4 protein-coding genes are annotated in these 4,133 nt (G+C 70.3%); 2 read left to right on the forward strand and 2 right to left on the reverse strand.

The genetic code is table 11. From position 1 onward, the window contains the following. Positions 1–252 precede the first annotated feature (252 nt). Together RSA25_RS14485 and RSA25_RS14490 are read left to right on the forward strand one after the other, a co-directional pair. On the forward strand, positions 253–1,176 hold the full coding sequence (locus RSA25_RS14485) for a M14 family metallocarboxypeptidase (protein WP_332809558.1): 924 nt from the start codon (positions 253–255) through the stop codon (positions 1,174–1,176). A gap of 24 nt (positions 1,177–1,200) precedes the next feature. After that, positions 1,201–1,983: a helix-turn-helix domain-containing protein gene (locus RSA25_RS14490; protein ID WP_332809559.1), complete on the forward strand. Its 783-nt coding sequence runs from the start codon at positions 1,201–1,203 to the stop codon at positions 1,981–1,983. A gap of 12 nt (positions 1,984–1,995) precedes the next feature. On the opposite strand, the gene RSA25_RS14495 is transcribed toward RSA25_RS14490, so the two are convergent. Together RSA25_RS14495 and RSA25_RS14500 are read right to left on the reverse strand one after the other, a co-directional pair. Beyond that, entirely contained in the window at positions 1,996–3,537 is a 1,542-nt protein-coding gene (locus RSA25_RS14495; RefSeq protein ID WP_332809560.1) for a sulfite reductase flavoprotein subunit alpha, read from the reverse strand. Beyond that, the gene (locus RSA25_RS14500; RefSeq protein WP_332809561.1) at positions 3,537–3,962 is read right to left on the reverse strand and encodes a PAS domain-containing protein; all 426 of its coding nucleotides are present in this window, start codon (positions 3,960–3,962) and stop codon (positions 3,537–3,539) included. The genes RSA25_RS14495 and RSA25_RS14500 overlap by 1 nt, the downstream gene beginning before the upstream one ends. Between the last annotated feature and the right edge of the window lie 171 nt (positions 3,963–4,133).

Consider the following 4,133-nt stretch of genomic DNA (forward strand, 5'->3'; position numbering starts at 1 on the left):
CCGGTGCGCACCGGAAAAGCCGGTAGTGCCGGCCGCTGGCCGGCATCCCACAGCCCCCATTGTTCTCCACTACTACCGACCAAGCGCCAGTGCCGCGGTCGTTGATCTTCTGAGCCACCGACCCACCGACCCACCACGCGCACGAACTCACGCCCGCCAAGGCCCGGGCAGTCCCCGCGCGCTCCCGGTACAATCAACGGCTGGGCCGTGCGTTCCCGTCGCGGCCTGTTTCCCTGGATTCCGGAGCCCCCCATGACCCCTGCGCATTTCTACCCGATCGGTACGCCCGGCCAACCCTGGGGCGAGGCCGAGCGGGCGCAGTGGCGCGCCGGGCAGCAGCGCCAGCGCAGCTACCAGGACGATGTCGTCGCCGCGCTGGAGCGGCTGGGCGAGCGCTTCGACGTCGTGCAGTACGGCCAGCTCGATTACGCCCCGGACCATTACCCGTTGTTTGCCGTCGTCAACCGCGAGGTCGACCCCGCGCTGCCCACCGCCCTGGTCACCGGCGGTGTCCACGGCTATGAAACCAGCGGCGTGCATGGCGCGCTCCAGTTCCTGGACGAGCGCGCCGACGCCTATGCCGGGCGCATCAACCTGATCGTCGCTCCGTGCGTCAGCCCCTGGGGCTATGAGCGCATCCAACGCTGGAACCCCGATGCCATCGACCCCAACCGCAGCTTCCGTGACGGCGGCCTGATCGAAGAAGCCCGCGCGCTGATGCAGTGGGTCGGCACGCGCGCGGACCACCTGCTGGTCCACCTGGACCTGCACGAAACCACCGACAGCGACCTGCACGAGTTCGATCCCGCCCGCTGCGCGCGGGACGGCAAGGCGCTGGTGCCGGACATCATTCCGGATGGTTTCTACGTGATCGGCAACAGCGAAGACCCGCAGCCGGCCTTCCAGCAGGCCCTGGTGGCGGCGGTGGAGAAGGTCACCCACATCGCCCCGGCCGATGCCAAGGGCGAGCTGATCGGCATGCCGCTGCAGTCCAACGGCGTGGTCTGGGGCGAGTCGCGCTCGATCGGCGCCTGCGCCGGCTTCACCAACGCGCGCTTTGCCACCACCACCGAGGTCTATCCGGACAGCCCGCGCACCCATCCGCAGGAATGCAACGACGCCCAGGTGGCCGCCGTCTGCGCCGCGCTGGACTTTGCGCTCGCCGTGCGCGACTGACGCCCCGCACCGGCTCCCCCGACGATGCCCTCCGCCCCGTCCCGACGCGGTCCGCCGCGCGCGGCCACGCCCAATCCCGCCGCTGCCGATGACGGCGATGCCCTGCATTTCTGCAGCACCTGCGCGTTCTCGGATGCGTGCATGTCCCAGGGCTACGACAAGACCGCGCTGGCCGAGCTGCATGTGCTGGTCGACCACGTCGGCCCGTTCCAGCCGGGGGAGATCATCTTCCGCGTGGGCGATCCCTTCGATGCGATCGCCGCGGTGCGTGGCGGCATGGTCAAGACCTACGTCGAAGACAGCCAGGGCAACGAGCAGGTGCTGGGTTTCAGCCTGCCCGGCGAGGTGATCGGCCTCAACGCGATCCACGGTGCGCGCTATCCGTGCAACGCAGTGGCGCTGGATACGGTGTACCTGTGCCGGTTTTCGTTCCCGCGGATGAGCCTGCTGGCCACCCGCATGCCCGGCCTGCAGGCCAAGCTGTTCAGCCTGCTCAGTGCGGAAATCGGCAAGGTGGCGCTGCTGGCGGCCAACCATCGCACCGAGGAACGCATGGCCGCGTTCCTGGTGGATCTGTCCGAGCGCTATGCGCGCCGGGGGTTCTCGCCGGTGCGCTTCAACCTGAGCATGACCCGGGTGGAGATCGCCAACTACCTGCGCATGGCACCGGAAACCGCCAGCCGCGTGCTGCGCCGGCTGATCGACGATGGCGTGATCGCCGTCAACCAGCGCGAGATGCAGTTGCTGCAACCCGAGCGCCTGGCCGCGTTGGCCGCGGCCGGCGAGGGCCACGACGCCACCGGCTGAGGCGGCGCGGGGTCAGTACAGTTCGCAGTGCAGGCGGCCCTGCGCCTGCAGCGCGGGCCAGGCCTCCAGGGTGTCCTCGGCCGCAGGCAGGATCTGGTTGATCGCCGCCTGCATCGCGCCCTCCAGATGCCGCTTGTTGCCACACACGTACAGGTGCGCGCCGCGTTCGAACAGCGCGGCCACCTGCGCCGACTGCGCGGCCAGCGCATGCTGCACATAGAACTTGGCCGCGCCATCGCGCGAGAACGCGGTGTGCAGCCCCTGCAGGGTGCCCTCGCGCAGCCAGCCCTCCAGCTCGGTGCGGTAGAGGAAATCGTGCGCGCGCTGCTTCTCGCCGAACACCAGGTGCACCTCACGGCGCTGGCCAGCCGCCTCCAGCTCGCGCAGCAGGCCCATCAGCGGCGCGATGCCCGTGCCGGTGCCCACCAGCAGCAGCGGGGCCTGGGTGTCGGTCGGCAGGTGGAAGCCGGGATTGGACCGGCAATACACCTGGGCGGTGCCGTCGCCCTGCAGCAGCCAGCCGGTGGCCGTGCCGCGGCGTTCGCGTCCGCTGCGGGTGTAGTGCACCTCGCGGATGCACAACGTGGCTTCCTCGCCGCCGGCGGCCGAGGCCAATGAGTACGCCCGCGGCAGGCACGGCGACAGCAGCGCGGCCAGGCGCTCCAGCGGCACGCTGCCCGGCGTGGCGTGGTCCATCAGCACGTCCAGCACGTCCGCCCCTTCCAGGTAAGCCTCCAGGGCCGGGCGCTCGCTGGACTTGAGCAGGCGCTTGAGCACGTCGCTGCCGCCCAGCCGGGCCAGTTCACGCAGCACGCCCTTGCCCAGCAGCCGCAGCTCCTTGTGGCGCAGCAGCGCGATGGCCTCGTCCTGGCCGTACCAGCGGGCCAGCGCATCCAGCAGGGCGGGGTCGTTCTGCGCCACCACGTGCAGGGTGTCGCCGGCGCGATAGGCCATCCCGCTGCCGCGCAGGTCCAGGCCCAGGTGCCAGGCGGCCGGATCGCCGCCACTGAGCCGGCGGCGGGTGGTGATCGGCGCCAGGAACGCGTTGTCCTCGGCATAGGCGGTGACCTGCAGGCGCAGGTCGTTGCCCGCGTCGGGATGGCCGGCCAGCACGTCGCCCAGCACCGGCGCCCAGCGCTGGAAGAACTGCTCGTAGCCGCCGTCGGCATCCACCCGGTGCAGCAGCGGTTGCGCCTGGCGCTCGGCGAGCAGCCCGTCCAGCGCCTTGCTGAAGCCGCAGAAGCGCGGGTAGCCGGTGTCGCCCAGCCCGAACACCGCATAGCGCAGGCCGGGCAGGGCCGGCACCTGCCGCAGCGCGTCGGCAAAGGCCTCGCCGTTGGCCGGCGGCTCGCCATCACCAAACGAACTGGACAGCGCCAGCAGCACATCGCCGCTGCCCAGCGAGGCCACGTCGATGGCGTTCAAGGGCAGCACCTGCGGTGAGTGGCACTGCAGGGCCGGCAACGCGCCCAGGCGGTGGGCGAGGGCGCGCGCGTTGCCGGATTCGGACCCGTAGCCCACCAGCACGCGGTGGATCGGCGCGGTGGCGTTCATCAGGCGGCGTAGACGTCGTCGAACTTTTCCTTGCTGAACTCCACCGCGTCGAAGTTGCTCATCAGGTCATTCACCACGCGGCGGATGCTGATGTAGGCGGTGATGTTGCCCTCGGCATCGAACAGCGGCTGCACGGTGGTGTCCACCACGTACAGGGCGCCGCCCTTGCCCAGGTTGGGCACGATGCCGGTCCAGGTCTTGCCGGCCTTGATGGTGTCCCACATGTCCTTGTAGACCGCCTTGGGCACGTCGGGGTGGCGCACCATGCTGTGCGGCTGCCCGATCAGTTCCTCGCGGCTGAAGCCGGTGAGCGTGCAGAACAGGTCGTTGGCGTAGGTGATGTTGCCCTGCAGGTCGGTGGTGGAAATCACCATCACGTTCTGCATGGCATGGAGCAGCTGGGCGTTGTCCGGGGTGTACGACATGGTGGCATCCTCTGTACGGTGCGTGGGTTGCGGTTCCCGTACAGGATCGGCGTGCGCCCTCGGCGCGGCCATGACAAAGATCAAGCAGGTCGGCGCGGGGGGGGGGGGCCCCAGGGGGCCGCCCCCCGCCGCCGGCACGGGGGTGCCCCCTGTGCCGCCCCACCCCACCCC

The organism is Stenotrophomonas sp. (assembly GCF_036662295.1).
In the GTDB taxonomy this organism is placed as follows: domain Bacteria; phylum Pseudomonadota; class Gammaproteobacteria; order Xanthomonadales; family Xanthomonadaceae; genus Stenotrophomonas.

Coding starts and splice junctions, on each gene's coding strand:
- RSA25_RS14485 (WP_332809558.1), top strand. CDS start 253: ATGACCCCTGCGCATTTCTACCCGATCGGTACGCCCGGCCAACCCTGG.
- RSA25_RS14490 (WP_332809559.1), top strand. CDS start 1,201: ATGCCCTCCGCCCCGTCCCGACGCGGTCCGCCGCGCGCGGCCACGCCC.
- RSA25_RS14495 (WP_332809560.1), bottom strand. CDS start 3,537: ATGAACGCCACCGCGCCGATCCACCGCGTGCTGGTGGGCTACGGGTCC.
- RSA25_RS14500 (WP_332809561.1), bottom strand. CDS start 3,962: ATGTCGTACACCCCGGACAACGCCCAGCTGCTCCATGCCATGCAGAAC.